This window comes from Herbaspirillum sp. SJZ107 (assembly GCF_006715485.1).
Lineage (GTDB): Bacteria > Pseudomonadota > Gammaproteobacteria > Burkholderiales > Burkholderiaceae_D > Telluria.
In genome coordinates, this window is the sequence record NZ_VFNH01000002.1 from 409,112 (window position 1) to 434,698 (window position 25,587).

The following is a 25,587-nucleotide window of genomic DNA, read 5'->3' on the forward strand; positions in this document are numbered from 1 at the left end:
GTACCGGCCTCGGCCGGTACTGTGCGGGGGCAGCCAGGTCATTTATTATCAGGCCTTTTATTAGCAGGCTGCTTGTGCGGCGCCGTTTATTCGCCGAGCTGGCTGCGCACGCGCGCGATCGCCAGCCTTACCTGGTTCGGCGCGGTGCCGCCGACGTGGTCGCGCGCCGCCACCGAACCTTCCAGCGTCAGCACCGCGAACACGTCCTGCTCGATCAGCGGCGAGAATTCGCGCAGGCGCTCCAGCGCCATCTCGGACAGGTCGCAGCCGGCGTCGTCGCAGGCACGCACCGCGTGCGCAACGGCTTCGTGGGCGTCGCGGAAGGGCAGGCCCTTCTTGACCAGGTAGTCGGCCAGGTCGGTCGCGGTGGCGTAGCCTTGCAGGGCGGCGGCGCGCATGTTGTCCGCCTTGACGGTGATGCCGGCAGCCATGTCGGTGAAGATGCGCAGCGTATCCAGCACGGTGTCGACGGTGTCGAACAGCGGTTCCTTGTCTTCCTGGTTGTCCTTGTTGTAGGCCAGCGGCTGGCCCTTCATCAGGGTCAGGAGGCCCATCAGGTGGCCGTAGACGCGGCCGGTCTTGCCGCGCGCCAGTTCCGGCACGTCCGGGTTCTTCTTTTGCGGCATGATCGACGAGCCGGTGCAGAAGCGGTCGGCGATGTCGATGAAGCCGACACGCGGGCTCATCCACGTCACCAGCTCTTCCGACATGCGCGAGATGTGCATCATCAAGACCGATGCGGCCGCCGTGAACTCGATCGCGAAATCGCGATCAGACACGGCATCGAGCGAGTTGTGGCTGACGTCTTCGAAGCCGAGCGTCTTGGCCACGCGCAGGCGGTCGATCGGGAAGGTGGTGCCCGCCAGGGCGGCGGCACCCAGCGGCAGGCGGTTCACGCGGCGGCGCGTGTCCGCCATGCGCTCGGCGTCACGGCCGAACATCTCGACATAGGCCAGCAGGTGGTGGCCGAAGGTCACCGGCTGCGCCACCTGCAGGTGCGTAAAGCCCGGCATGATGGTGCCGGCGTGCTGCTCGGCCAGGTCGGTCAGGGCGCCGCGCAGGCCTTTCAGCAGGGCGAGGATGTCGTCGATGGCGGCGCGCATGTACAGGCGGATGTCGGTGGCCACCTGGTCATTGCGCGAGCGGCCGGTGTGCAGACGCTTGCCGGCATCGCCGACCAGTTCGGTCAGGCGTTTTTCGATGTTCAGGTGCACGTCCTCGAGGTCGAGCAGCCATTCGAACTGGCCGGCTTCGATCTCGCCCTTGATCTGGGCCATGCCGCGCTCGATCTCGGCGCGGTCCTCGGCGCTGATGATGCCTTGTGCCGCCAGCATCTCGGCGTGGGCGAGCGAACCCTGGATGTCGAACAGGGCCAGGCGCTTGTCGAAGAAGACCGAGGCGGTGTAGCGCTTGACCAGGTCCGAGACCGGTTCGGAGAAGCGGGCCGACCAGGCTTCCGCTTTTTTGTCGAATTGTGAAGTCATGATGGAGGCGATGAATGAGGCAATAAGTGAGGCAATGAGGGGGTATTGACTGGATTGCTCGGATTGGATTTCCTGATTATAAACTGTGCACGCCGCACGGCGGCCAATGGCCACCGCGCCGGCTGCCGCATTGGCTGCGCATATTGCCCACGCATATTGTTCGATGACTTCCGCGCCAAAATCCCGGATGATGTGGTCTCCTGATCTAATTGACAACTTGGAGACTCGAATGAAGCGGACGATTGCGGTGGCAGCCATGGTGGCGATGGGGACGATGGGCGCGGTCACGGTCGCGCAGGCACAGGCGACGGCCACGCCGGCCACCCCGGCAGCAGTGGCGCCGCCGGCCGCTGCAGCGCAGGCCCAGCCGCAGACGCAGACGCAGACGCAGATGCAGGCAGCGGTCCAGGCCCGCGCCGCCGACGTCGCCAGCATCGACGCCATCGTCGCGGCCCTGTACGACGTGATCTCGGGCGAGGCCGGCAAGCCGCGCGACTGGAACCGCATGCGCTCGCTGTTCGCGCCGGAAGGGCGGCTGATGGCGGTCGCGCGCCGGCCCGACGGCGAGGTGGTGATGCGCACGATGACGGTCGAGGACTATATCGGGCGTAACACGAAAGCCTTTGCGACGATGGGCTTCTTCGAGCGCGAGGCCGCGCGCACCACCGAGACCTTCGGCCAGATCGCGCATGTGTTCAGCACCTACGAATCGCGTCACGCGGCCGGCGATGCCAAGCCTTTCCAGCGCGGCATCAACAGCATCCAGCTGGCCCACGACGGCAAGCGCTGGTGGATCGTGAACCTGGTATGGCGGGCCGAGGACAAGGAGCTGCCGCTGCCGGAGCGCTACCTGCCGAAACCTTGACGGCACGCTGGGCAGGGGCCGGCAGGCGCGCACGATTGGGCGTTTCGGCCGGCCTTTCGGGGATCGGCGCTAGAATTGGCTTTTTTACCAGAGTTGGTAAGTGGCGTTCCATGATTTCAACGACTAACGACTCGAGTTTCCAGGTCAGCACCGACCGCACGCGGCTCGACGTGCCGATGATCTATCGCTTCCTGAGCGAGCATTCGACCTGGGCCATCGGCATTTCGCTGAGTGTGGTCGAGAGCTCGATCGAGAATTCGCTGTGCTTCGGCGGCTACATCGATGGGCGCCAGATCGCGTTCGCGCGCGTCGTGACCGACTACGCCACCATCGCCCATCTGGAAGACGTGTTCGTCATCCCGGAATTCCGTGGCCACGGCTATGCCAAGCAATTGATCCGCATGGTCATCGAGCACCCGAGCCTGCAGGGCTTGCGCCGCTTCACGGTCAATACCACCGATGCGCACAGCCTGTTCGAGCGCTTCGGCTTCTGCATCCCCAAGCGCCCCGACACCATCATGGAGCGCTTCCTGCCCAAGCTGTATTTGTCCTGATACGGCAACGCAAGACATATTTGTCGAATGTCGGTCAACACGGCTGCATTGCCCTACAATTACGCTAAGCGCTGATCCCGGTCCGGACCACCCTCCGGCCGCGATCGCCGCCCCGATCCATCGGTCTGCGCTCTTTGTTGGGAAGGAATCTCATGTTCCGCTCTGCCGTTTGCCATGTTGTCCGTGTATTGTCCGTCCTGTCCGTCGTCCTTGCCGTTCCCCTCTGCGCCATCGCCCAGCCGGCCGGCGCCCGGCCCGCCCCGGCAGCCGAGGCGCCACCGCCCAAGGGGTCCCTGATCATCATCGGCGGCAACCTGCGGCCCACCAACGGCGCGGTATGGGAGCGCATCGTCCAGCAGGCCGGCGGCAAGGGGGCGCGCATTGCCGTGTTCGCCTCCGCATCCGGCTATCCCGAGCGCTCGGGCCGCAGCCTGGTCGAGGTCTTCAACCGCTACGGCGCACGCGCCTTCTTCGTGCCGGTGGCGGTCAAGCTGGCCGGCAGCGATTACCAGGCCGCGGCCGACGATCCCGAGCTGGCGCAGGCGGTGCGCAACGCCAACGGTGTGTTCTTCGCCGGCGGCGACCAGAGCCGCATTACGCGCGCGCTGCTGCATGCGGACGGCAGCCACACCCGCGTCCTCGATGCCGTGTGGGACCTGTACCGCAACGGCGGCGTGGTCGCCGGTTCCAGCGCCGGCGCCGCCATCATGAGCAGCACCATGTTCGGCCGCCCGCGCGCGGTGCTGGCCACCCTCAAGCTGGGCGTGGCTGAAGGGCAGGAGCTCGCCGACGGGCTCGGCTTCATCGGCAAGGACGTGTTCATCGACCAGCACCTGCTGGTGCGCGGCCGCTTCGCGCGCATGCTGCCGGCCATGCTGGCCAAGGGCTACAAGCTCGGCCTCGGCATCGACGAGGACAGCGCCATGGTGGTGCTGCCCAACCGCGACGTCGAAGTGATCGGCTACAAGGGCGCGCTGGTGCTCGACCTGGCCGACGCCACCGTGCACGAGGGCGCCTTCAACGTCAGCAACGTGCGCGTCAGCTACCTCGACAACGGAGACCGCTTCAACATCGATACCCACGCCTTCACGCCCTCCGAAGACAAGGCCGACGGCAAGCTGGATGCGTCGCGGCCCTACTACCGCGAGCCGCTGTTCAGCGCCGACATCCTCGGCAACAGCACGGTGGTCGACCTGATGAGCAAGCTGATCGACAGCGACCAGCCGGAAGCCATCGGCATCACCCTCGGCAGCCCGAGCGGCGTGCAGCCCGACCTCGGCTTCGAGTTCCGCTTCACGCGCGCCGGCGACAGCGTCGGCTACCAGTCGGCGTCCACCGAGGCCTATTCGATCTACAACCTGCGCCTCGACATCCGGCCGATCCTGATCCGGCGCCCGCTGTATCAATATAAATAGTCAGGCTGCGCTGGGGCCAATGCCGTGCGCGCTGGGCAGTACAATGCCGGCATCCTCAGCCGCCAGAAAGACCCTGCCCATGTCGCTCCGATCGACCGTCTCCGCCGCGCTGCTGGCGCTGTGCCTCAGCCCCGGCGCCCAAGCCGCTCAGGCCGCCCAGGCCGCCCGGCAGCCCGCCACCGTCCGCCTCGACTATACCCACAGCGGCAATGCGCTGGACGAGCACTACGCCGTCGAGCGGGTGCTGATCGAGCCGCTGCCCTGGCCGGGCGACCTGTCGCAGCGCTTCGACGACACCAACCGCGGCAACAACCGGGTCGAGGTGGCGGACGCGAAGACCGGCGACCTGCTGTATTCGCGCGACTTTTCGACGGTCTTCGGCGAGTGGAAGACCACCGAGGAAGCGAACAAGGTCAGCCGTGGCTTCCACGAGTCGGTACGCTTTCCCAAGTTCGACAAGCCGGTGCGCGTGCGCATCCTGAAGCGCGACGAGCGCAACGGGTTCTCGGTGGCCTGGAGCATCGAGGTCGATGCCGATGGCCAGGACGTCGTGCGCAAGCAGGCGCCCGCGCTGGCGCAGCCGATCCCGATCGTGGTCAACGGCCCGTCGCCGCAGAAGGTCGATCTGCTGATCCTGGGCGACGGCTACACGCAGGCCGACATGCAGAAGTTCGAAGCGGATGCGCGCCGCCTGTCGGCCCATCTGTTCGCGGTGTCGCCGTTCAAGGAGCGCGCCCGCGATTTCAACGTCTGGGCGATGGCCGTGCCGACCCGGGAATCGGGCATTTCGCGGCCGTCGACCGGCGTGCACCACGCCTCCGCGCTCGGTACGCGCTACGACATCTTCGGCAGCGAGCGCTACGTGCTGACGCTGGATAACCGGGCGCTGCGCGACATCGCGCAATATGCGCCCTACGAATTCATCGAGATCCTGGTCAACAACGACACCTATGGCGGCGGCGGCATCTTCGGCCAGTTCAGCACGGCCGCGGCCGGCAACGAGTGGGCCGAGTACCTGTTCGTGCACGAGTTCGGCCATCATTTCGCCGGCCTGGCCGACGAGTACTACACCTCGCCGGTGGCTTACCAGTCGAGCGGGGCGCGCATGGAGCCGTGGGAGCCGAACGTGACCGCGCTGCGCGATCCGGCCCGGCTCAAGTGGAAGCAGCACGTCCAGGCCGGCACGCCGCTGCCGACGCCCTGGCCCAAGGCCGACTACGAGAGCGCCTCGCGCGCCTACCAGAAGCGCCGCGCCGCACTGCGCGCCACCAACCGTCCCGAGTCCGAGATGAGCGCGCTGTTCCGGGAAGACCTGGCGCGCACGCGTGAACTGTTTGCGCCGGCGCGCTACCGCACCGCGATCGGCGCCTTCGAGGGCGCCAACTACGAGGCCAGCGGCTACTACCGCCCGGCCATGCAGTGCATCATGTTCGACCGCAGCGAGCAATTCTGCCCGGTGTGCCGCGACGGCATCAGCGAGATCATCGACCTGTACGCGCGTCCGGCTAAATAACTGGCTTGCAGGCAACACCGCGCAGGGGTGCGCTGCCGAACAGATAGGCGGCGCGCTGCCTTCTATCCTAGTTTCATAATCAGATCAAGAGTATTCCGGCTACAAACCGGCCGGGATATAGCCATCTCCTCCATATGAAACGGGATTTATCATGCATAAAATCGTCGCTACCCTGATCGCCGGCCTGCTGGCCGCCTCCGCCCAAGCCCAGACCCAAACCCAGCCGCAAGCCAAGCCGCAGCACGAATCGCAGCGCCACAGCAGCGCCAACTCGGCGCCGATCGGCCAGGCCGTGAGCGGCAACAACTCGACCGCCTCGGGCGTGTCGGGCACCGGCCTGCGCACCGACGGCACCGCCAATACCGGTTCCGCGCACGCCGCCACCGGCTTGCAGGCGGCCGGCGTCAACGCGGCCGGCCAGGTCACCGGCAAAAGCACGTCGGTGGTCGGCGTCGCCGCGGGCAAGTCGGATAACGTGAATGCCCAGGCCACCAACACCACCGCACCGAACAGCACTGCAGCCGATGCCCCGGCCACCGGCGGCCGCGGCAAGGCCGGCACCAAGGCCGAGAAGGAAGTGCGCAAGTCGAACACGACCAAGGTCAAGGAGCCGGTCGGTTCGCGCATGAAGACCGAGACCTCGGCCGAAGCGGGTCTCGAGAAGCGTGCCGAGGCCAAGGAAAAATCGGTCCGTAAATCGGCCGAACGTGCTGCCGGCGGCACCGGAGAAAACCGTTAAGACAGCGCCAGGCGCACGCTGAAAACTTTTGTCACAACTTTAACATTTTTCCAAAAGGCAGTGTGTGCTGGCGAACAGAAGCTGGGGTGCCGGCAGCCTATTCTGGATACACAGCAAGACAAAAACAACGAGGCGCAAGTCGCCCTGCCATATATAAACGACAAGGAGAAACACCATGAACAAACTGCTCGCCACCCTGATCGCCGGCCTGTTCGCCACTTCGGTCTACGCACAAACCGCCCCTGCGGTGCAGTCGGGCATGAGCGGCGCTGCCGGCGTCACCGCGACCGGCAACGCCGATGCCGACAAGGACATCGCCAAGGCCGACCAGAAGGAAGCCAAGGAAGTCGCCAAGCAGGACGAAAAGATCCACAAGGCCAGCACCCAGGCCAGCGAAAAGAAAGCCAAGGCCCAGTCCAAGGCCGACAAGAAAATCGCTGACGCTCAGGAAAAAGTAGCGAAGGCCGATCCGGAAGACAAGGCCAAGGCATCGGCCAAGGCCGAGAAAAAGATCGCCGACGCCCAGTACGACGCCCAGAAGACCATGATCAAGGCCGACGAAAAAGCCCAGAAGAAGATCGTGGACGCGAACGCCGACAAGGCCAAGGCACAAGCCAAGGCAACCGAGAAGCGCTCGGAAGCGATGGCTGAGGCGCACAAGGACGCTGCCAAGTAATTCGACGTGCAGAAATAAAAAACGGACCTTCGGGTCCGTTTTTTTTGCGCTTCGAATTACGCAGGGTGGGCACCCGTGCCCACCCTGCGCATTTATCAGCTGCCGTCGGTCTGCCGCATCGCCAGGTCCTTGGCCTTCAGCTTGGCGCTCAAAGGCTTGCCCTTCTTGGCGCGCTTGCCGAAGTGCGGCTCCAGGCCGACGCCGAACAGTTCCACCGTACGCGGCTTGTCGCCGGCCCAGGTGCCGACCACGTTCACGCCGCGCTGGCTGATCGGCTGGGCTGCGATCAGGGTTTCCTTCGGCTCCAGCTCCATCAGCGTGACGCCGCGGCCGCCGTTGGTCAGCGTCTTCATCTCGTCGATGCCGAACACCAGCACACGGCCCTTCTCGGACAGGCAGGCGATGGCGCCGGCATTGTCGCTCACCACGCGTGGGGCCAGCGGCACGGCGCCGTCGTCCAGCGTGATGAAGGACTTGCCGCCTTTCAGGCGCGTGACCATGTCGCCGGCCTTGGCGATGAAGCCGAAACCGGCGCTGGTGGCCAGCAGCAGGCGGGTGTCGGCATTGCCGGCGAAGTAGTACAGGATGCGCCCGCCGCCCGACAAATCGACCAGCGTGGTGATCGGGACGCCGTCGCCGCGCGCCCCCGGCAGCGCCGCCACCGGCACCGAATACGCCTTGCCGTTGTCGCCGATGCACAGCAGGGTGTCGACGGTGCGGCATTCGAAGGCATAGCCGAGCGAGTCGCCGGCCTTGAAGGTGAACTGTGCAGGATCGTGGCCGATGCCGGTGCGCGCGCGCACCCAGCCCTTTTCGGAAACGATCACGGTCACCGGTTCGTCGACGATCTTCTGCTCGGCCACGGCCTTCTGCGCCTCTTCGATCAGGGTGCGCCGGTCGTCGCCGTACTGCTTGGCGTCGGATTCGATCTCGCGGATGATCAGGCGCTTCATCGAGGACGGGTTGTTCAGGATGTCCTCGAGCTTTTCCTTTTCGCCGCGCAGCTCGGCCAGCTCCTGCTGGATCTTGATCGCTTCCAGGCGCGCCAGCTGGCGCAGGCGGATCTCGAGGATGTCTTCGGCCTGGCGCTCGGACAGGCGGAAACGCTCGATCAGCGCCGCCTTCGGATCGTCCGCATTGCGGATGATGGCGATGACCTCGTCGATGTTCAGCAGGACGGTCTCGCGGCCTTCCAGGATATGGATGCGGTCGTTGACCTTGCCCAGCCTGAATTCGGTGCGGCGGCGGACGGTGACGAAGCGGTAGTCGATCCACTCCTGCAGGATCTCGGACAGGCCCTTCTGGCGCGGGCGGCCGTCGCCGCCGATCATCACCAGGTTGATCGGGGCCGAGCTTTCCAGCGAGGTGTGCGCCAGCAGCATCAGCATGAACTCGCCCTGGTCGAGGTTCTTCGACTTCGGCTCGAACACCAGGCGCACCGGCGCCTCGCGGCCGGATTCGTCGCGCACCGTGTCCAGCGCGCCGAGGATGGTCTGCTTCAGCGCCAGCTGCTCGGGCAGCAGGGTCTTCTTGCCGACCTTGATCTTCGGGTTGGTCAGTTCTTCGATTTCTTCCAGCACGCGCTGGCTTGATACGCCCGGCGGTAGTTCGTTGACGACCGCCTGCCACTGACCGCGCGCCAGCTCTTCGATCTTCCAGCGCGCGCGCACCTTCATCGAGCCGCGGCCCGAGGCGTACATGTCGGCGATGTTGGAAGCCGGGGTGATGATCTGGGCGCCGCCCGGGTAGTCCGGACCGGTGATCACGGTCATCAACTCGGCGTGGGTGATCTTCGGGTTGCGGATCATCGCCACCGCCGCCTGCGCCACTTCGCGCAGGTTGTGCGACGGGATCTCGGTGGCCATGCCGACCGCGATGCCGGACGCGCCGTTCAGCAGCAGCATCGGCAGGCGCGCGGGCAGGGTGCGCGGCTCGTCGGTCGAACCGTCGTAGTTCGGCTGGAAGTCGACGGTGCCCATGTCGATTTCGTCGAGCAGCAGGCGCGACACCGGCGTCAGGCGCGCTTCGGTGTAACGCATCGCCGCCGCGCCGTCGCCGTCGCGCGAGCCGAAGTTGCCTTGGCCGTCGATCAGCGGGTAGCGCAGCGAAAAGTCCTGGGCCATGCGCACCAGCGCGTCGTAGACCGACTGGTCGCCGTGCGGGTGCAGCTTGCCGAGCACGTCGCCGACCACGGTCGCGGACTTGCGCGGCTTGGCGGTCGGGCCCAGGCCCAGTTCGTTCATCGAGTACAGGATGCGGCGCTGCACCGGCTTCTGGCCGTCGGCCACGTCGGGCAGGGCGCGGCCTTTCACGACCGAGACCGCGTAGTCCAGGTAGGCGCGCTCGGCGAAGGTGGAGAGGGTCAGGGTTTCGGTGTCGCCACCGTCACCGCCGCCGGCGGGTGGGTTTTGTTGTTCGAAGAGGTTTGCTTGGGTCATTTTTGCTTGTTCGTTCCTGGAGGCGCTGTTAGCTGCTCACGCTGACTTGGGCCCCTGCCTGCGCAGGGGCGACGGTTTTACGGCTGATGCCTTGAGCACGTCGTCCCTGCGAAGGCAGGGACCCAAGTTCTCCTCTAAATTAGATATCCGCTTCCGTCTCGTTACCGTGCTCTTCAAGCCAGGCCCGCCGCGCAGCCGCTTCGCCCTTACCCATCAGCATGTTGAAGCGCGCCGACGATTCGGCCAGGCCGTAGTCGCCGAAGGCCACCGGCAGCAGACGCCGCGTATCCGGATTCATCGTGGTTTCCCACAGCTGTTCGGCGTTCATCTCGCCCAGGCCCTTGAAGCGCGAGATGCTCCATACGCCTTCCTTCAGGCCTTCCTTCTTCAGCTTGTCCTCGATCGCCAGCAGTTCGCCGTCGTCCAGCGCGTACAGCTTCTGGATCGGCTTCTTGCCGCGTGCCGGGACGTCGACGCGGTACAGCGGCGGCCGGGCGACGCACACGTGGCCATTCCGGAACAGGGCAGGGAAGTGCTTGAAGAACAGCGTCAGCAACAGGACCTGGATGTGCGAGCCGTCGACGTCCGCATCGGACAGGATGCAGATCTTGCCGTAGCGCAGGCCGGAGATGTCCGGATTGTCGTCCGGGCCGTGCGGGTCGACGCCGATCGCCACCGCGATGTCGTGGATCTCGTTGTTGGCGAACAGGCGGTCGCGGTCGGTTTCCCAGGTGTTCAGCACCTTGCCGCGCAGCGGCAGGATGGCCTGGAATTCCTTGTCGCGGCCCATCTTGGCGGAACCGCCGGCCGAGTCGCCCTCGACCAGGAACAGTTCGTTGCGGGTGATGTCGCTGGATTCGCAATCGGTAAGCTTGCCCGGCAGGACGGCCACGCCCGAGGATTTTTTCTTTTCGACCTTTTGCAGCGAACGCAGGCGCGATTGGGCCTGCTTGATGACCAGTTCCGCCAGCTTGCGCCCGTATTCGACGTGCTGGTTCAGCCACAGTTCGAGCGGCGGACGGGTGAAGGTCGACACCAGTTTCACGGCGTCGCGCGAGTTCAGGCGCTCCTTGGTCTGGCCCTGGAACTGCGGGTCCAGCACCTTGGCCGAGAGCACGAACGAGACGCGCGCGAACACGTCTTCGGGCAGCAATTTGACGCCTTTCGGCAGCAGCGAGTGCATCTCGACGAAGCTCTTCACGGCGCCGAACAAACCGTCGCGCAGGCCGGATTCATGGGTGCCGCCGCTCGGGGTCGGGATCAGGTTGACGTAGGATTCGCGCACCACGGCGCCGGCTTCGGTCCAGGCCACGACCCAGGCCGCGCCTTCGCCTTCGGCAAAACCTTCGTCGCCGGCGCCAGCGAATTGCGCGCCTTCGAACAGCGGGATCAGGGTTTCGCCGTCGGAATTCTGCGCCAGCGCTTCGGTGAGGTAGCCGCGCAGGCCTTCGTCGTAGCGCCAGGTCTGGACGTCGCCGGTCTTGCCGTTGGTGAGGGTGACGGTGACGCCCGGCAGCAGCACGGCCTTCGAACGCAGCAGGCGCTGCAGCTCGGCCATCGGGATGTTCGGGGAATCGAAGTACTTGCCGTCCGGCCAGGCGGTGACGCGGGTACCGTTCTTCTTGCCGCCGCGCTCGGCAGGGCCGGAACTGAGCGGCTCGACCACGTCGCCGGCCTCGAAGGCCAGGTGGTGCATGCCGTTACCCTGCTCGTCCTTGCGCCAGACGGTGATCTCCAGGCGCTTCGACAGCGCATTGGTGACCGACACGCCGACGCCGTGCAGACCGCCCGAGAACGCGTAGGCGCCGCCCGCTCCCTTGTCGAACTTGCCGCCCGCGTGCAGGCGCGTGAACACGATCTCGACCGTGGACACGCCTTCTTCCGGGTGGATGCCGACCGGGATGCCGCGGCCGTCGTCCTCGACCGTGATCGAGCCGTCGCCGTTCATCGTCACCGCGATGTTCTTGCAGTGGCCGCCGAGCGCTTCGTCCGAGGCGTTGTCGATCACTTCCTGGATGATGTGCAGCGGATTCTCGGTGCGGGTGTACATGCCCGGGCGCTGCTTGACGGGCTCGAGTCCCTTCAGGACGCGGATGGATGATTCGCTGTAGTCGGGTGCGTTTTTCTTGGTGGCCATGCTGGATCTTGATTAAGTCAAATGCTTGCGCATTCTATCTTGTCGCGCGGAAATAGAGCTTCAAAAAACCGCGAAGGCAGCAGTTTCAATCGGAACGCGCGATTTGGAAAGGGGTATGTCGACTTGTACTGTATATAGATACAGTATTCTTGCGTTTCAAGGCCAAGTTTGCAAGGTCAAAGTGTCAATTGACAACGCTAAGTCAGCATCATCATGACATTTCGACATTTTTTTCAGCACAAACGTACCACGCAGCCGCGGCGGGTCTATAGTTGAAACATGGCAGAAGACATCGAGAAGCGCGATACTGCCGGCCCGCCGCAGGACGGACCTTCCGGACCGCCGCGTGTGCCGGATCGGCGCGCCACGGGGGGATCATCGCGCTACCTCCGCACTGGCGATACGCCGCTGAACCTGGCCGGACGCGTGCTGCGTTCGCGCTGGCGGGCGCTGACCGACCGTTTCCATCGCGACTTCATGCGGCGCACGCTGCGCATCGGCGTCTCGGCGCGCATCTACCATCCGGAACCCGGCGCCACCGGCCTGCGCAGCAAGAACCTGCAATACCTGGAAGAGTCGATCGCGCAATGGGTGATGTCGCGCGACGTGCTGGTGTTCATGGTGCCGACCGTGAACACGACTGGCCTGCTCCATCCCAGCAACATCACGCTGCGCCACTACGCGCGCCACCTGGACGGCCTGGTGCTGCAGGGCGGCGCCGACGTCTCGCCGATGACCTATTCGGAAAGCCCGACCCGGCCCGAATGGAGCGGCGACCGCGCGCGCGACGTCTACGAACTCGAACTGCTGCACGAATTCGTCGAGGCCGGCAAACCGGTGCTCGGCATCTGCCGCGGCTGCCAGTTGATCAATGTCGCCTTCGGCGGCACCCTGCACCAGGACGTGGCCACCGACCTACCGGACGCCCATCCCCACGTACACGAACTCTACGACGCGCACCGCCATGCGATCGTGTTCCCGAACGGCTCCTCGCTCAAGAAAATCTTTCCCAAGCAGGGGCGTGCGGTGGTGAACTCGATCCACCACCAGGCGGTCAAGGACCTGGGGCGCGATATCCACATCGAGGCGATGTCGGACCCGGACGGCGTGGTCGAGGCGATCCGCTACCAGCGCGCGCCCTTCGTGATGGGCTTGCAGTGGCATCCGGAATTCCACCGGGCCGGGGGCGGGGACCTGCTGGATTGCACACCGGTGCTGGATGAGTTCTTGAGGGCGGCGCGGGAGACGCGGCTTTAAGGTGTCGCAAACGTCAACGCCACCCCCCGTTCCCGATACGGACGCACCATCTCTTCCGCCGTATCCCCCGCCACCACCATCCCGCTGATCTCGGACATCCCCACCACCCGGTACGGCGATGCCGTCGCCAGCTTTTCCGGCGACGCCAGCACGATGGTCTCGGCCGCCGCCCGGCACAGCGCGCGCTTGACGCAGGCCTCTTCGTAATCCCCGGTCGACAGGCCTTCGTCCGGATGTACGCTGGTCACGCCCATGAAATAGGTGTCGGCCCGGATCTGGGCAATGGCTTCCACGGTCGCCGCCCCCACCGCCACCGCCGAGTGGCGGAACAGGCGTCCGCCCAGCAGGATGACTTCGATCTCGGGGCGTTCCATCAACTCCATCGCGATCGACGGGCTGTGGGTGACCACCGTGGCGCGCAGCGTGCGCGGCAGGGCCCGGACCAGCTGGGTGCAGGTAGTGCCGCCGTCCACGCACACGACCTGGCCTGGCTGCACCATGGCGGCGGCGGCGCGGCCGATCGCGGCCTTGTCGCCGGGCGCGATGTGCTGGCGCGCCGCGAAATCGGCCAGCGCCGCGCTGGCCGGCAGGGCGCCGCCGTGCACCCGCTGCAGCAGGCCTTCCTTGGCCATCTCGCGCAGGTCGCGGCGGATGGTGTCTTCCGACACGCCGAGTTCGCTGCTGATGCGGGTGGCGACGATCTGGCCATCGCGCCGCAGGACTTCCATCAGATAGTGTTTGCGCTGGCTCGTCAGCATGCTGTGCTTTCCAAGATGTGCTTGACCTTGCACGATATTGCACGATAGTTTACACGAAACTCACAACGGGAGGTCGATCGTGCAAGATCAGGTAACTATCCGGAACGTGCAGGTGCTGTCCGACGACTGGGGCATGCTCAAGAAAACGACCTTCGCCCTGCGCCGCGGCGACGGTGCCTGGGTCGAACAGACGCGCGAAACCTACGACCGCGGCAATGGCGCAACCCTGCTGCTGTACAACCTGGCGCGCCGGACCGTGGTGCTGACGCGCCAGTTCCGCCTGCCGGCCTATGTGAACGGCCACGACGGCTTCCTGGTCGAAGCGGCGGCCGGCCTGCTCGACGGTGCCCGGCCCGAGGAACGCATCCGCGCCGAAGTCGAAGAGGAGACCGGCTACCGGGTGAAGGGGGTGCGCCGCCTGTGGGACGCCTTCATGAGTCCGGGCAGCGTGACCGAGCGCCTGCATTTCTTCGTCGCCGAATACGAGGCGCGCGACCGCGTCGGCGCCGGCGGCGGCCTGGCGGAGGAGGGCGAAAACCTGGAAGTGCTGGAACTGGACATCGACGTGGCGCTGGCCATGATCGGCAGCGGCATCGTCGACGGCAAGACCATCATGCTGCTGCAGTACGCGCGACAGCACCTGTTCGTGCCGCCCGGCCTGATGATCCTGATCGCGGGTCCCTACCGTTCCGGCAGCGGCGACGATCCGGCCCGCATCGCACGCAACGTCGCGGCGATGGAAGCCTGTGTCGAACCCTTGCACCGCGCCGGCCATCTGCCGCTGCTGGGCGAATGGCTGGCACTGCCGACGGCGCGCCTGGCCGGTTCGCTGCGTGCCGGCGACGCCGTCTTCGACGCCGTGTTCCACCCGCATGCGCAGCGCCTGCTGGCACGCTGCGATGCGGTGCTGCGCATTCCCGGGGTGTCGAGCGGAGCCGAGCTGATGGTCGAGACTGCGCGCCGGCTGGGCAAGCCGGTGTACTACACGCTGGCGGACATACCGCCTTCCTGAGATCAGGCGGCAATCGAATTTCGCTTGCATTGCCCACTGGCCCACATCATAATTTGAATGAGAATCATTCTCATAAAGAGATGATGTTCAATCGAGGAGGGTGGAATGGATCGAGATTTGCCGGACGAACTGAAGCTGCCGGGCGCGGCCCCTGGTTCGCGCTCTGCACAGCACGCGGTGCTGGTGGCGGCGGTGCTGCACCTGATGTCGCATTACACGACGCGCGACCGCAACGAGCCCTGTATCAAGCTCGCCTCGGTGATCGAGCGCCACCTGGTCGCGCTGGCGCGCCTGCCGGACGCCGACCCGGTGCTGCGCGCGACCTGCGAGCAGCTCAGCGCCCAGTGGGCCGGCCTGGTCGACCGCGCGCTGCCGGCGCCAGTGTCCGTCAAACGGCCGCTGCTGGAACGCATCCTGCGCCCGGGTGCGCGCAAGGCGGAAGCGCTGGCGGCCGTAGCCTGAAGGCGAGCGCGAGGTTGCGGCATGCAGGCCCGCTCAGCGCATGTGCCACTCTTCGCGAAAGCGGCCGATCGCGGCATTCACCATGCCTTCCGCACTGCCCTCGCGCCCGTACTGCCCGCGCAGCCAGGACGCGTCGCTGCCGTCCGCCACGGCCGCCGCCAGGTGGGCCAGCGCTTCGCGGCTGTCCAGCACCTCGGCCTGCGGCGCCAGCAGCGCGAGCGTTGCCAGGATGTCGTCGCGCAGCGGCAGCTGTTCGTAGGTTTTCGGATGCGTGATCACGCCCTCGAAGCCGAAGCGGCTGGCCTGGAAGCGGTTATAGTTGTAGACCAGGTAGTCGTCCTCGGCCGGCGCGTCGTCCGCGGCGGCGCCGTCGCGCCGCAGCAAGAGGTGGCGGCACAGCGCCTGCAGGTAGCCCGCCAGCGCCGCGGCCCGCTCCACCGTGAGCGGCGTGTCGCACACGCGCAGTTCGATCGTGCCGTATTCCGGTTTCGGCCGCAGGTCCCAATAAAAATCCTTCATGCTCTTGATGATGCCGGTGCGTTCCATCTTGGCGAAATAGACGTTCGCGAACGCGTCCCAGCGCAGCACGAAGGGCGCGCGGCCGCTCAGCGGAAAAGCCATGACGGCATTCAGGCGCGCCGAGTCGAAGCCGGAATCGAAGCCCTGCACGAAGGGCGATGAACTCGAGAGCGCGACGAAATGCGGGATGTAGCGGCCGAGCGCATGCAGCAGGTAGAGCGCGTCGTCGCCGTCGGCGCAGCCGATGTGCACGTGCTGGCCGAACACCGTGAACTGCTTGGCCAGGTAGCCGTACAGGGCCGACAGTTCCTGGTAGCGCGGTTTCGCCGAGATGCGCTGCTCGGCCCACTGCTGGAACGGGTGGGTGCCGCCGCCGGCGATGCCGATGTTCAGCACGTCGCTGGCGGCGACCAGGGTATCGCGGATCGCTTTCAGTTCGGCCAGCAGCGCCGGATAGCCGGCGTGGACGCTGGAGTTAATCTCGATCATGCTCTCGGTGATCTCGGGCACGACGTTGCCGGGGAAGGGTTTTCTCTTCAGCAGGTGCAGCAAGTCGACGCTGGCCGGGGTCAGGTCGAAGTCGGACAGGCTGACCAGCTGCAGTTCCAGCTCGACGCCGAAGGTCAGCGGCCTGGAAGCCGTGAACGATTCAAGGGGCATGGCGCAGCTCCGGCGCTTCGTGCGCCCACACCAGCGCGCGCTGCAGGATGAGGGGGCCGAACACTTCGAGCAGCATGGTCACCGCGGCCACCGCGCGCAGGTCTTCGACCACCTGCACGCCGGCATGGCGCGCATGCTCGATCATCAGGATCGCGAACACCGACAGCGGCGCCAGCGCAAGGCCGGTCAGCGCGCCCTTGCGCCACGAGGTGCCGGACAGGCGGGCGAAGGCCGTCACCCCGGCGGTCTTGGTCAGCAGGCGCGCCAGCACCAGCGCCAGTGCCAGCGCGCCGCCGGCCCAGACTTTGCGCCAGTCGAGGGTGGAGGCGGCGAACACGAACAGCACCACGGTCAACAGCGCGCCCAGCGCGCCGAAGTTGCGCTGCGCCTGGCTGAAGGCGACGCGGCGGTGGCGCGCGCTCAAGCCGAAGGCCAGCGCCGCCACCACCGGCGACAGGCCGAGCGCATGGGCGATCGCCACCAGCAGGATCACGGCCAGCGCATATGCTACGGTCGCATCCTGGGTGAGCTTGCCGAGCAGGTGCAGCACACCCGGCACCACGATGCCGAATACCGCACCCGTAAAGGCCGAGACGCCGAGCAGCACCAGGCTGTTCCACAGTGCGTCGCCGATGTCTTCCGAGGTGCGGAAGATCCACAGGCCGACGCTGGCATTGAAGGCGAACACGGCCAGCACGCAGTTCAGCGCGCACAGGTGCAGCGCGCGTTCGGTCACCTGGCCGGAACTGCGCTGCTCATTGATCACGCGGACCACGGTGGCCGGCGAGGTCGCCATTGCCAGCGAGGCCAGCATCAGCGCATCGATCGCCGGCGTGGCGAACGCGATGGCGATCAGCCAGACGGCAATGAAGGTCAGCCCGGCCTCGGCCAGGCCGGCCACGCCGATCCACGGGTTGGTGCGCAGCCAGCGCAGGTTGATGCGGTAGCCGAGCTCGAACAGGATGAGGCCGAAGGCGAGGTCGGCCAGCAGCAGCACGGCGCCCGCATCCGGCGGCGGCAGCGCGCCCAGCTGGGGCGCGGCGAGCAGGAAGCCGACCAAGCCATAGAAGCTGATGCGCGGCAGGCCGGTCCAGCGCTGCCCGAATTCGCCGGCCAGCCAGGCGAGGGTGATCGCGACAGGCCAGGCAAGCGGGGTCAGGATGGCCAGCAGGTCAGGCATGAAAGCTCCTGTATGTACACCGATTCTACAAGACGGCCTCGCGCGCACGATAGAATGCTGGCCGATACCAAACAGCGCCACGCGCACCCCTGCCATGACTCCACCCCCATCGTCCGATCTCCCCAAGCCACCCGCAGCGGCACGCCCGCCGATCCGCCTGAGCGCGCAGGTGCTGACCTGCCTGGTGATGTGCCTGATCGCCGCAGCCATCATCTGGTTCACGCAGGACGCGCCGCTGGCCGTCTTCACGCGTCCCGCGGCGCCGATGTGGCAGCTGGTGATCGGCCAGGGCCTGGCGCTGCTGGCGGCGGCCGTCTCGTATGGCCTGTACCGGCTGGGCGCCTCGTCCGAGTCGACGGCCAGGACCATCGCGACCTATGCGCGTCTCGACCTGGCCGGCTTCAACCCGTTGTGGATGGCGCTGGCTGCCGCCATCGGCGAGGAAATGCTGTTCCGCGCGGCGCTGCAGCCGCTGCTCGGGGTGTGGATCGTATCGCTGCTGTTCCTGGTGACGCACGTGCCGGTGTACCGCTTCCGCAAGCTGGACCGGGCGTCGCTGGTGCAGGCGGCCGGGGTGTTCGGCAGCAGCGTGGTGCTGGGCCTGATCTTCCAGTACGTCGGCCTGATCGCGGCGATCCTGGTGCACCTGTGGATCGATATCGTCGGCCTGCTGGTGGTGCGCTCGGCGATCCGCTCGCGCACCATGTGAAGTTCACTTGCTCAACAGCCGCATCGCGCGCTCGAGGCCGTCGATCGTCACCGGGAACATGCGGTTGCCCATGATTTGGCGGATGATCGCGATCGACTGGCGGTACGGCCACAGGTTTTCCGGCTCGGGATTGAGCCAGGCGAATTTCGGGAAGGCGTTGACGAAGCGCGCCAGCCACTCGGCGCCCGCTTCCTCGTTGTTGTACTCGACCGAGCCGCCCGGGGCCAGGATCTCGTACGGACTCATGGTGGCGTCGCCCACGAAGATCAGGCGCGTGTCCGGCGGGTAGGTGCGCAGCACGTCCCAGGTCGGGAAGCGCTCCGCGTGGCGGCGCCGGTTGTGCTTCCACAGGTGGTCGTAGACGCAGTTGTGGAAGTAGAAGAATTCCATGTGCTTGAACTCGGACTGGGCCGCCGAGAACAGTTCTTCGGTGCGCTCGATGTGGTCGTCCATGGTGCCGCCGACGTCGAGCAGCATCAGCACCTTGATGCGGTTGCGGCGCTCGGGCTGCATCTTGATGTCGAGCCAGCCGGCGTTGTTGGCGGTCGAGCGGATGGTGTCGTCCAGCGCCAGCTCCTCGGCCGCGCCCTGGCGTGCGAAGCGGCGCAGGCGGCGCAGGGCCACCTTGATGTTGCGCGTGCCGAGTTCGCGTTCGCCATCGTAGTCGCGGTAGGAACGCTGGTCCCACACTTTTACCGCGCTGCGCTTGCCGCCTTGCCCGCCAATGCGGATGCCTTCCGGATTGGTGCCGCCGTTGCCGAAGGGCGAAGTGCCGCCGGTGCCGATCCATTTGCTGCCGCCCTCGTGGCGTTCCTTCTGTTCCTTCAGCAGTTCCTGCAGGCGCGCCATCAGCTTGTCGTAGCCGAGTTTTTGCAGCTCCGCCTTCTGTTCCGGCGTCAGCTCGCGTTCCAGGCGCTTGATCAGCCAGTCCAGGGGGATATCCGCTTTGGTGTCGAACACCGTGTCGATGCCCTTGAAGTAGGCGCCGAACGCCTTGTCGAACTTGTCGAAATGGGCTTCGTCCTTCACCAGCGTCAGGCGCGCAAGATAGTAGAACGCGTCGAGCGAGGGCGCGATCACGTTCTTGTCCAGCGCCTCGAGCAGGGTCAGGAATTCCTTGATCGTGACCGGCACCTTGGCGTCGCGCAGGGTGAAGAAGAAGTCGATCAGCATCTCAATGGCCTCCGGCGTACTGCTCCAGCAGGTAGTGCAGGTGGGTCTTCACCTCCGGCCATTCGCCGCGCAGGATGCTGTACATGACGGTGTCGCGCACGGTGCCGTCGCGGCGCAGGCCGTGGTGGCGGATCACGCCATCCTTCTTGGCGCCCAGGCGCTCGATCGCGGCCTGCGAGGCGTAGTTGAAATTGTCGGTGCGCAGGCCGACCACGGCGCAGCCCAGCGTATCGAAGGCATGCGACAACAGCAGCAGCTTGCAGCTGGTGTTCACGTGGGTGCGCTGGCGGCTGCGCGCGTACCAGGTATAGCCGATCTCGACGCGGTCGACGGCCGGCAGGATGTCGTGGTAGCTGGTGGAGCCGATGACCGCATCCGTGGCGGCATCGACCACCGCGAAGGCGAGGCGGTCGGGCATGGCCAGGGCGGCGCGGATGTAGTCTTCGGTGGTGTGCGGTTCCGGTACCGAGGTGATGCGCAGCTTCCACAGTTCACCGTCGGAGGCCGCGGTGCGCAGGCCGTCCACGTGGTGCAGGGCCAGCGGTTCCAGGCGGATGCCGCGGAATTCGAGGGTCACCGGATCGACGCGGATCATCGGTTGTGCCTCGCCATCGCCACCAGGCGCTCGAACAGGTGCACGTCCTGCTCGTTCTTCAGCAGTGCCCCGTGCAGCGGCGGCACCACCGTGCGCGCATCCTGGCTGCGCAGCGCTTCCGCCGGGATGTCTTCGGCCAGCAGCAGCTTGAGCCAGTCGAGGAATTCCGAGGTCGACGGCTTTTTCTTGAGGCCCGCGACCTCGCGCAGCTCGTAGAAGCTGTGCAGGGCGGCGGCCAGCAGTTCCTGCTTCAGGTGCGGGTAGTGCACCTTCACGATCTCGGCCATCGTGTCGCGGTCGGGGAATTTGATGTAATGGAAGAAGCAGCGGCGCAAAAAGGCGTCCGGCAATTCCTTCTCGTTGTTGGACGTGATGATCACCAGCGGCCGATGCTTCGCCACCACCATCTCGCGCGTTTCGTAGACGAAGAATTCCATGCGGTCGAGTTCGCGCAGCAGGTCGTTCGGGAATTCGATGTCGGCCTTGTCGATCTCGTCGATCAGCAGCACCACCGGTGCGGGCGCCGTAAAGGCTTGCCATAGCACGCCCTTGACGATGTAGTTGTGGATGTCGCGCACGCGCTCGTCGCCCAGCTGCGAGTCGCGCAGGCGCGAGACCGCGTCGTACTCGTACAGGCCCTGCTGCGCCTTGGTGGTCGACTTGATATGCCATTGCAGCAGCGGCATGCCCAGCGCGGCGGCGACTTCCTCGGCCAGCATGGTCTTGCCGGTGCCGGGTTCGCCCTTGATCAGCAGCGGGCGGGCCAGGGTGAGGGCGGCGTTCACCGCCAGTTTCAGGTCATCGGTGGCGACGTAGTTGTCGCTGCCTTCGAAGCGTGGGGAGGCTGGCATGGGCGTGGTCGGCGCGGTTGGCAATGATGTGGGAATGCCATCGAGTATATGCCAGATCCCGGCCGGGAGCGGCCGTGTTGCTTTGTAGACTGAGCCATGGTTCTCATATAGAATCGGCAAGTCGTAGTACAAATGCTATGTTTTTGTGCAGTGCGGTATTCGATCCAACCTTACGATTGCCCAACCATGAAAAAATTGTCAGCTGTACTTGTGCTCGGCGCGCTCGGTTCCCTCGGCAGCGCAGCGGGCGCCGCCGATATCGTCGGCAATCCGAAAGCGGCCCCCAACAAGATCGAACAATGCATCGGCTGCCACGGCATCCCCGACTACAAGACCGCCTTCCCCGAGGTCTACCAGGTACCCATGATCGGCGGCCAGTCCGCCAGGTACATCGAAGCCGCGCTGCAAGCCTATAAAAAGGGCGACCGCCAGCATCCGCAAATGACGCCGACCGCGAAGGTGCTGTCGGACCAGGACATCGCCGACATCGCTGCCTATTACTCGCAGCAGAGCGCGGCCACGCCGAACAAATAAACGGGGACGCCATGAACAAACTCTTGCTGGCGCTGGTGTGCTGCGCCGTTTCCACGTCCGTCCTCGCTGCCGCCGACATCTCGCGCGGCGCCGAACTGGCCAAGAAATACAATTGCGCGTCCTGCCACGGCGCCGACTACAAGACCCCGATCGACCCCAGCTATCCGAAGCTGGCCGGCCAGCACGCCGACTACCTGGCGCATGCGCTGCGCTCGTACAAACGCGGCAACAAGAGCATCAGCGGGCGCAACAACCCGATCATGGCCGGCATGGCGCAGCCGCTGTCGGACCAGGACATGGCCGACATCTCGGTCTACCTGCAAAGCCTGCCGGGGCCGCTTGTAGTTCGCAAGTAGGTACGCAAATAAGTACGCCGGCAACGAAACATCCCCCGCCGCATGCCGGCCGGGGGATTTTTTTCAGCGGATGCGCTTGCGCACGCACTCCACGTAGGCCTCGGTATCCGGCTGGGTGTTGTGGCGCTGCGCCGACCAGATCATCTCGCCCAGGCACTCCATGATCTGGTGGTGGGCGTCGTGCTCGCCGATGCGCGCGGCCAGGCCCTCGAAGGCGGCGCGGATGCCGCGCGGCTGGTCGATCGAGACCTGCTCGGTGATCGACAGGTGCATCGACAGGTGCAGGAAGGGATTCGGCTGGCCGCCTTCGACCGAATAGTCGCGCGCCACGGCTTCGTCGGCGTCGCCGAGCGCGTCGTGGTATTCCGGGTGGTGGTCGATCCAGTCGGCGGCGATCGCATCCATCGGGGTCAGGATCTCGCCGGCACGGCGCTTGCGGTACGCCTCGCAGAAAAAGCGGCGCACGTCATTGGAGGAGGGGGTGAACATGATGGGGACGTTGGAAAACGGACGGGAAGGGCGCCATTGTAGCGCGCCCGCTCCCGCGCCGCTGCCGCGGCGCCGGTCTTACAATTTGGCGGCTTTCTGCGGCGCGTCCGGACCGGCGCCGCAACGCGCGCGCAGGTCCGCGTTCAGCGGTGCGGCCTGCGCCTTGTCGCCGCGCGCCTCGTACCAGTCGGCCAGCAGGGCGGTGCTGGTGCAACTGTCGCGGTAGGCCGACGGCGACCCCTGGGCGGTTTCCGCCAGCGCCTGTGCGGCGCTTTCCTTGCCGAGGTAGAAACGCACCACCGGCGCCGGCCAGTCGTCATAGTCTTGGGTCTTGAAGGCGGTCTCGAGTTCGCGCGCAGCCAGCTCGGCCTCGCCGTTGGCCACCCGCGCGTTGTACAGCCACAGCGGGGCGATGCGCTCGTCGGGCATCTTGGCGAGCGCCGCGCGCAGCAGCGGGATCGCCTGCGCATACTTGCCTTCGGTGTAGGACTGGCGTCCCAGGATCAGCTTGGCCTGGGGATGATCCTGCGCCACCGCCTTGTCCAGCCAGGTCCGGTACTGGCGCGCGTCCTGCGCCACCCCTCGGCCGTGCAGGTAGGCCTGCGCCAGCACGAACTGCGCGTCGGCATTGCCGCCTTCGGCTTCGGCGCGCACCCACGGCTCGATGCCGGCCGGATGGCCGAAGATATCGCCGCCGATGTAGGCCACGTACAGCTTCTTCTGGCTCATGGCGAACAGCACGTGGTGGGCGCGCAAAAAGTCCTGGCCCAGCAACAGGTCGACGGTGTATTCCGACTGCGAATCGATGACGCCGAGCCGCACGTTGCCGACCTTTTCCGTGCCGATCTCCAGCGACTGGACCGGGACGCTCCAGTGCGGAACGCGCTTCACGCCGACGCCGCCGGTATTGCCGAGCAGGCGCGCATCGGGCGCCTTGACGTCGATGCCGATACGCGTGGCCGCCGCCAGCGACAGGGAACTGGTCGAGGCACCGGTGTCGATCATGGCATCGACTTCCTTGCCGTTGATGAGCACCTTGAAATGCGGATTCGCATCGTGCTCGCGCGTCTGTGCGAACGGCACGTCGGTCGCCGGCTCTTCCCAGTAGTTGAGCGGCGTGTGGTCGCAATCCTGCCCGCGGAAGAATTTGATCTGCTTGGCGCGCAGGTCGATTTCGAAGTCGGCCTGCAGCAGGAAGGGCGCGCCGACGATCGCGTCGAAGCCCGGGGTGGACGCCATCGACTTGATGACGGACAGTTCCTTCCTGCCTGAACTGCTGATCGTGCCGACCGAGAAATCCTTCAGGCGCGCCGTGTACAGGCGCGATTTGCCGCTGATGCCGTGGACACTGTTCAGCGTCACGCGCAGCGGCAGGTCGCGCTTCAGGGTGGCGGTCATGGTCAGGTAATTCGCATCGGCGCCGGTATCGACCAACATCACGGCGGGGACGCCGTCGATCACGCCGGCCACGGCCGGCTGCAGCGCGGTGCCGGCGTAGCGCAGCGGTAGTTGTGCGATTTCGGCGTAGTTGCACCTGGAGGCTGACGGGTCCTGGGCCTGGGCCGGTTGCGGCAGCAGCAGGAGGGGCAGGGCGGCTGCGCCGAGGCCGCGCATGAGGTGAAGCGTCTTCATCGGGTCGATGTGTCCTTGTTCGTTGCGGCAGATGCCGGGGTGGTGCAATGGGTGCGGGCGGCGGCCTCGAGCGCATCGGCGCGCGCCTTGTCGCCGCGCGCGTCGTGCCATTCCGCCATATACGTCGTGGCCTGGCAGCTGCGGCTGCGCGCGGCGGGCGTGTCGCTGCCGGCGGCGGCGAGCAGGCCGGCTTCGTCCAGTCTGCCGAGGTAGAAGTCGGCGATCGGGCGCGGCCAGTCTTCCTTGCCCTGCAGCGCCAGGCTGTCCTCGAGTTCGCGCTTGCCCAGGCCCGGCACGCCGTTGCGCACCCGGGCCAGGTACAGCCACAGCGGCCCGAAGCGGTCGGCCGGCAGCCGGTCGAGCGCGGCGCGCATGGCGCGGATGCCGTCGTCGAGCTGGCCGGCCCGCACCAGCCGGCGTCCGGCCTGCAGCCCGGCATGCGGTTCGCCGCCGGCGGCGGCCTTGTCGAGCCAGGCCCGGGCCAGGGCCGGATCGCGCGCCACGCCGCGGCCGTCGCGGTACATCAGCGCCAGCGCGTACTGGACGTCGGGGTTGCCCTGTTCGGCTTCGGCGAGGATCCAGGGCGCCAGTCCGGTGGCCGGACCGAAGCTGCCGCCGCCGGTCCGGGCGAAGTAGAGCTTGCGCTGGCTCATTGCGAACAGCACGCGGTGGGTGCGCAGGAAATCGCGGCCCAGCAGCAGGTCGGCGTCCATGCTGCTGCGCGCATCGATGATGCCGAGTTCCGCGTCGCGGATGGTTTCGCTGCCGATCGCCACCGTCTTGAACACGGCGCTCCAGTGCGGTGCACGGTCCGGCCCGATGCCGCCGGCATCGCCCAGGCGTTTGACGCCTGTAGCGGCGCCGGGCGCCTCGACGTCGATGCCGGCACGCCGGGCGGCCGCGCGCGACATCACGGTGCGGAAGGCGCCGGTGTCGACGATCGCATCCAGCGCGTGGCCGTTGACCATGACCGTGAAATGCGGCTTCGGATTGCGTTCCGTGCCGCCCTCGAACGGGACGGCGACGGTGTATTCCTGCCAGAAGGCGAGCGGCGCCTGGCCGCAGTCGCGCGCCTGCAGGAAGCGCATGCGCTTGGCGCCGAGGTCGAATTCCAGGTCCATCTGCAGCAGGAAAGGCGCGCCGACGATGGCATCGAAGGCCGGGGTCGTGTCCGACTCGGCGATGACGTCGAGCGCCTGGCGCCGTGCGGCGCGCGCCGGGCCCGCCGCGAAGTCGCGCACTTCCGCCATGTAGATTGCGGAGGTGCCGCCGACGCCATGCACGCGGCGCGGCGTGGGCTGCAGCGCCAGCCCGTGGCGGTTGGCGCCGTTCAGCGTCAGGTGGATCATGGATGCGCCGGTATCGACCAGCATGGTCGCCGGCTTGCCGTTGATGGCGCCGCCGATGGCGGGCGCCAGGTCGGCGCCGGCGTAGCGGATCGGTACCGATGCCACCTCGGCGGGTACGCAGGCCGCACTATCCGCCATGGCATGGCCGGCGAGCGGCAGCAGGGCGCAGGCAGACGCCAGCGCGCGCAGATGGTAAAGCGGTCTCATCGGTCGACACGTCGAATCACGGT

At 66.4% G+C, this 25,587-nt stretch carries 23 protein-coding genes and 1 pseudogene; 12 read left to right on the top strand and 12 right to left on the bottom strand.

Annotated features, from left to right (window positions below):
• Positions 1-86: 86 nt before the first annotated feature.
• Complete coding sequence (gene argH / locus FBX97_RS11550) at positions 87-1,484, bottom strand: argininosuccinate lyase (RefSeq protein ID WP_141831719.1); 1,398 nt, start codon at positions 1,482-1,484, stop codon at positions 87-89.
• A 229-nt stretch (positions 1,485-1,713) separates the two neighbouring features.
• Here argH and FBX97_RS11555 point away from each other — a divergent pair, with 229 nt between their 5' ends.
• The 6 genes from FBX97_RS11555 to FBX97_RS11580 all read left to right on the top strand — a co-directional run bounded on the left by FBX97_RS11555 (position 1,714) and on the right by FBX97_RS11580 (position 7,246).
• A complete protein-coding gene (locus FBX97_RS11555) occupies positions 1,714-2,349 on the top strand; it encodes a hypothetical protein (protein ID WP_255517430.1) in 636 nt (211 codons plus the stop codon).
• A 110-nt stretch (positions 2,350-2,459) separates the two neighbouring features.
• Entirely contained in the window at positions 2,460-2,903 is a 444-nt protein-coding gene (locus tag FBX97_RS11560; RefSeq protein ID WP_141831721.1) for a GNAT family N-acetyltransferase, read from the top strand.
• A 197-nt stretch (positions 2,904-3,100) separates the two neighbouring features.
• Positions 3,101-4,318: a cyanophycinase gene (locus FBX97_RS11565; protein WP_370457269.1), complete on the top strand. Its 1,218-nt coding sequence runs from the start codon at positions 3,101-3,103 to the stop codon at positions 4,316-4,318.
• 79 nt (positions 4,319-4,397) lie between these two features.
• Positions 4,398-5,831 carry an IgA Peptidase M64 gene (locus FBX97_RS11570; protein ID WP_141831725.1) on the top strand — a complete coding sequence of 478 codons (1,434 nt, stop codon included), beginning with the start codon at positions 4,398-4,400 and terminating at the stop codon, positions 5,829-5,831.
• 151 nt (positions 5,832-5,982) lie between these two features.
• Positions 5,983-6,570: a hypothetical protein gene (locus FBX97_RS11575; RefSeq protein WP_141831727.1), complete on the top strand. Its 588-nt coding sequence runs from the start codon at positions 5,983-5,985 to the stop codon at positions 6,568-6,570.
• Positions 6,571-6,745: 175 nt separating this feature from the next.
• Positions 6,746-7,246, top strand: a complete 501-nt coding sequence (locus tag FBX97_RS11580; RefSeq protein WP_141831729.1) for a hypothetical protein — start codon at positions 6,746-6,748, stop codon at positions 7,244-7,246.
• A 95-nt stretch (positions 7,247-7,341) separates the two neighbouring features.
• Here FBX97_RS11580 and parC read toward each other — a convergent pair whose 3' ends face one another.
• On the bottom strand, positions 7,342-9,684 hold the full coding sequence (parC, locus tag FBX97_RS11585) for a DNA topoisomerase IV subunit A (protein WP_141831731.1): 2,343 nt from the start codon (positions 9,682-9,684) through the stop codon (positions 7,342-7,344).
• 139 nt (positions 9,685-9,823) lie between these two features.
• Positions 9,824-11,821, bottom strand: a complete 1,998-nt coding sequence (locus tag FBX97_RS11590) for a DNA topoisomerase IV subunit B (protein WP_141831733.1) — start codon at positions 11,819-11,821, stop codon at positions 9,824-9,826.
• Between the two features lie 279 nt (positions 11,822-12,100).
• On the opposite strand from FBX97_RS11590, the gene FBX97_RS11595 reads away from it, so the two are divergent.
• Positions 12,101-13,078, top strand: coding sequence for a gamma-glutamyl-gamma-aminobutyrate hydrolase family protein (locus FBX97_RS11595; protein ID WP_141831735.1), 978 nt, complete (start codon positions 12,101-12,103; stop codon positions 13,076-13,078).
• Here FBX97_RS11595 and FBX97_RS11600 read toward each other — a convergent pair.
• The gene (locus tag FBX97_RS11600; protein WP_141831737.1) at positions 13,075-13,836 is read right to left on the bottom strand and encodes a DeoR/GlpR family DNA-binding transcription regulator; all 762 of its coding nucleotides are present in this window, start codon (positions 13,834-13,836) and stop codon (positions 13,075-13,077) included. The genes FBX97_RS11595 and FBX97_RS11600 overlap by 4 nt on opposite strands.
• 133 nt (positions 13,837-13,969) lie before the next feature.
• Here FBX97_RS11600 and FBX97_RS30115 point away from each other — a divergent pair.
• Positions 13,970-14,485 (top strand): annotated as a pseudogene (locus tag FBX97_RS30115) (NUDIX domain-containing protein); the annotation flags it as partial.
• 468 nt (positions 14,486-14,953) lie between these two features.
• The gene (locus FBX97_RS11610) at positions 14,954-15,310 is read left to right on the top strand and encodes a hypothetical protein (RefSeq protein ID WP_141831741.1); all 357 of its coding nucleotides are present in this window, start codon (positions 14,954-14,956) and stop codon (positions 15,308-15,310) included.
• A gap of 33 nt (positions 15,311-15,343) precedes the next feature.
• On the opposite strand, the gene FBX97_RS11615 is transcribed toward FBX97_RS11610, so the two are convergent.
• The gene (locus FBX97_RS11615; RefSeq protein ID WP_141831743.1) at positions 15,344-16,489 is read right to left on the bottom strand and encodes a YbdK family carboxylate-amine ligase; all 1,146 of its coding nucleotides are present in this window, start codon (positions 16,487-16,489) and stop codon (positions 15,344-15,346) included.
• Entirely contained in the window at positions 16,479-17,669 is a 1,191-nt protein-coding gene (locus FBX97_RS11620; protein ID WP_141831745.1) for a cation:proton antiporter, read from the bottom strand. The genes FBX97_RS11615 and FBX97_RS11620 overlap by 11 nt, the downstream gene beginning before the upstream one ends.
• Positions 17,670-17,763: 94 nt before the next feature.
• Between FBX97_RS11620 and FBX97_RS11625 the strand changes: the two genes are divergently transcribed.
• Entirely contained in the window at positions 17,764-18,378 is a 615-nt protein-coding gene (locus tag FBX97_RS11625; RefSeq protein WP_185748563.1) for a CPBP family intramembrane glutamic endopeptidase, read from the top strand.
• Positions 18,379-18,381: 3 nt separating this feature from the next.
• Here FBX97_RS11625 and FBX97_RS11630 read toward each other — a convergent pair whose 3' ends face one another.
• From FBX97_RS11630 to FBX97_RS11640, 3 genes are read right to left on the bottom strand one after another with little or no spacing between them, the layout of a single operon-like run.
• Positions 18,382-19,551, bottom strand: coding sequence for a VWA domain-containing protein (locus FBX97_RS11630; protein WP_141831749.1), 1,170 nt, complete (start codon positions 19,549-19,551; stop codon positions 18,382-18,384).
• A 1-nt stretch (position 19,552) separates the two neighbouring features.
• Positions 19,553-20,146, bottom strand: coding sequence for a GNAT family N-acetyltransferase (locus FBX97_RS11635; protein WP_141831751.1), 594 nt, complete (start codon positions 20,144-20,146; stop codon positions 19,553-19,555).
• Positions 20,143-20,997 (bottom strand): MoxR family ATPase, encoded by an 855-nt coding sequence (locus tag FBX97_RS11640; RefSeq protein ID WP_141831753.1) that lies wholly within the window; start codon positions 20,995-20,997, stop codon positions 20,143-20,145. Before FBX97_RS11640 ends, FBX97_RS11635 begins: the two co-directional genes overlap by 4 nt.
• Before the next feature lie 186 nt (positions 20,998-21,183).
• Between FBX97_RS11640 and FBX97_RS11645 the strand changes: the two genes are divergently transcribed.
• Positions 21,184-21,531, top strand: a complete 348-nt coding sequence (locus FBX97_RS11645; RefSeq protein WP_141831755.1) for a cytochrome c — start codon at positions 21,184-21,186, stop codon at positions 21,529-21,531.
• 11 nt (positions 21,532-21,542) lie between these two features.
• Positions 21,543-21,887: a cytochrome c gene (locus FBX97_RS11650; RefSeq protein WP_141831758.1), complete on the top strand. Its 345-nt coding sequence runs from the start codon at positions 21,543-21,545 to the stop codon at positions 21,885-21,887.
• 63 nt (positions 21,888-21,950) lie between these two features.
• On the opposite strand, the gene FBX97_RS11655 is transcribed toward FBX97_RS11650, so the two are convergent.
• The 3 genes from FBX97_RS11655 to FBX97_RS11665 form a co-directional block, all read right to left on the bottom strand.
• Positions 21,951-22,376 carry a DUF1841 family protein gene (locus tag FBX97_RS11655; RefSeq protein WP_141831760.1) on the bottom strand — a complete coding sequence of 142 codons (426 nt, stop codon included), beginning with the start codon at positions 22,374-22,376 and terminating at the stop codon, positions 21,951-21,953.
• Positions 22,377-22,454: 78 nt separating this feature from the next.
• Positions 22,455-24,008 carry an aspartyl protease family protein gene (locus tag FBX97_RS11660; protein WP_185748564.1) on the bottom strand — a complete coding sequence of 518 codons (1,554 nt, stop codon included), beginning with the start codon at positions 24,006-24,008 and terminating at the stop codon, positions 22,455-22,457.
• Positions 24,005-25,564, bottom strand: coding sequence for a retroviral-like aspartic protease family protein (locus FBX97_RS11665; RefSeq protein ID WP_141831764.1), 1,560 nt, complete (start codon positions 25,562-25,564; stop codon positions 24,005-24,007). The genes FBX97_RS11660 and FBX97_RS11665 overlap by 4 nt, the downstream gene beginning before the upstream one ends.
• Between the last annotated feature and the right edge of the window lie 23 nt (positions 25,565-25,587).

Excerpts from the sequence above, each read along its gene's own strand:
- FBX97_RS11595 (WP_141831735.1), top strand. The coding sequence starts at position 12,101 with ATGGCAGAAGACATCGAGAAGCGCGATACTGCCGGCCCGCCGCAGGAC.
- FBX97_RS11650 (WP_141831758.1), top strand. The coding sequence starts at position 21,543 with ATGAACAAACTCTTGCTGGCGCTGGTGTGCTGCGCCGTTTCCACGTCC.
- argH (WP_141831719.1), bottom strand. The coding sequence starts at position 1,484 with ATGACTTCACAATTCGACAAAAAAGCGGAAGCCTGGTCGGCCCGCTTC.
- FBX97_RS11570 (WP_141831725.1), top strand. The coding sequence starts at position 4,398 with ATGTCGCTCCGATCGACCGTCTCCGCCGCGCTGCTGGCGCTGTGCCTC.
- FBX97_RS11620 (WP_141831745.1), bottom strand. The coding sequence starts at position 17,669 with ATGCCTGACCTGCTGGCCATCCTGACCCCGCTTGCCTGGCCTGTCGCG.
- FBX97_RS11625 (WP_185748563.1), top strand. The coding sequence starts at position 17,764 with ATGACTCCACCCCCATCGTCCGATCTCCCCAAGCCACCCGCAGCGGCA.
- FBX97_RS11645 (WP_141831755.1), top strand. The coding sequence starts at position 21,184 with ATGAAAAAATTGTCAGCTGTACTTGTGCTCGGCGCGCTCGGTTCCCTC.
- parC (WP_141831731.1), bottom strand. The coding sequence starts at position 9,684 with ATGACCCAAGCAAACCTCTTCGAACAACAAAACCCACCCGCCGGCGGC.
- FBX97_RS11575 (WP_141831727.1), top strand. The coding sequence starts at position 5,983 with ATGCATAAAATCGTCGCTACCCTGATCGCCGGCCTGCTGGCCGCCTCC.
- FBX97_RS11635 (WP_141831751.1), bottom strand. The coding sequence starts at position 20,146 with ATGATCCGCGTCGATCCGGTGACCCTCGAATTCCGCGGCATCCGCCTG.
- FBX97_RS11600 (WP_141831737.1), bottom strand. The coding sequence starts at position 13,836 with ATGCTGACGAGCCAGCGCAAACACTATCTGATGGAAGTCCTGCGGCGC.
- FBX97_RS11655 (WP_141831760.1), bottom strand. The coding sequence starts at position 22,376 with ATGTTCACCCCCTCCTCCAATGACGTGCGCCGCTTTTTCTGCGAGGCG.
- FBX97_RS11610 (WP_141831741.1), top strand. The coding sequence starts at position 14,954 with ATGGATCGAGATTTGCCGGACGAACTGAAGCTGCCGGGCGCGGCCCCT.
- FBX97_RS11555 (WP_255517430.1), top strand. The coding sequence starts at position 1,714 with ATGAAGCGGACGATTGCGGTGGCAGCCATGGTGGCGATGGGGACGATG.
- FBX97_RS11665 (WP_141831764.1), bottom strand. The coding sequence starts at position 25,564 with ATGAGACCGCTTTACCATCTGCGCGCGCTGGCGTCTGCCTGCGCCCTG.
- FBX97_RS11590 (WP_141831733.1), bottom strand. The coding sequence starts at position 11,821 with ATGGCCACCAAGAAAAACGCACCCGACTACAGCGAATCATCCATCCGC.
- FBX97_RS11560 (WP_141831721.1), top strand. The coding sequence starts at position 2,460 with ATGATTTCAACGACTAACGACTCGAGTTTCCAGGTCAGCACCGACCGC.
- FBX97_RS11640 (WP_141831753.1), bottom strand. The coding sequence starts at position 20,997 with ATGCCAGCCTCCCCACGCTTCGAAGGCAGCGACAACTACGTCGCCACC.
- FBX97_RS11580 (WP_141831729.1), top strand. The coding sequence starts at position 6,746 with ATGAACAAACTGCTCGCCACCCTGATCGCCGGCCTGTTCGCCACTTCG.
- FBX97_RS11615 (WP_141831743.1), bottom strand. The coding sequence starts at position 16,489 with ATGCCCCTTGAATCGTTCACGGCTTCCAGGCCGCTGACCTTCGGCGTC.
- FBX97_RS11660 (WP_185748564.1), bottom strand. The coding sequence starts at position 24,008 with ATGAAGACGCTTCACCTCATGCGCGGCCTCGGCGCAGCCGCCCTGCCC.
- FBX97_RS11630 (WP_141831749.1), bottom strand. The coding sequence starts at position 19,551 with ATGCTGATCGACTTCTTCTTCACCCTGCGCGACGCCAAGGTGCCGGTC.